The sequence below is a fragment of the Herbiconiux oxytropis genome (assembly GCF_024979315.1).
Classification (GTDB): domain Bacteria; phylum Actinomycetota; class Actinomycetes; order Actinomycetales; family Microbacteriaceae; genus Herbiconiux; species Herbiconiux oxytropis.
The window spans coordinates 1-563 of record NZ_JANLCK010000030.1 but is presented as its reverse complement, the minus strand read 5'-3'; the positions used below and the strand labels follow the sequence as shown (position 1 = coordinate 563).

Below are 563 nucleotides of genomic sequence, written 5' to 3'. Positions count from 1 at the left end.
AGGCGCTCGGCGACGTTCTGCCAGTTGGCGATGTTCCAGACGGCCTTGATGTAGTCGGCGCGCACGTTGAGGTAGTCGAGGTAGTAGGCGTGCTCCCAGACGTCGAGCATGAAGAGGGGGATGACGCCGAAGGGGACGTTGGACTGCTGGTCGAAGAGCTGGAAGACGGTGAGGTTGCCGCCAAGGCTGTCGTAGCCGAGGACGGCCCAGCCGGAGCCCTGCACGCCGAGGGCGACGGCGGTGAAGTGGGCCTGGAACTTCTCGAACGATCCGAAGGCGTCGTCGATGGCGGCTTTGAGTTCGCCTTCGGGGGTCTGGGTGTCGGGGGTGAGGTTGGTCCAGAAGACGGTGTGGTTGACGTGGCCGCCGAGGTTGAAGGCGAGGTCTTTCTCGAGCTTGTTGACGTTGGCGAGGTCGCCGGCGTCTCGGGCTGCGGCGAGGCCGGCGAGGGCGGTGTTGGCGCCGGCGACGTAGGTGGCGTGGTGCTTGTCGTGGTGCAGCTGCATGATCTTGCCCGAGATGTGGGGCTCGAGAGCGGCGTAGTCGTACGGCAGGTCCGGCAG

At 65.9% G+C, this 563-nt stretch carries 1 protein-coding gene; it reads right to left on the bottom strand.

Annotation, left to right across the window (positions count from 1 at the left end; translation table 11 throughout):
- Positions 1 to 563: superoxide dismutase (locus N1028_RS19710; protein WP_259531235.1), on the bottom strand; the 563-nt coding region annotated here is incomplete at both ends.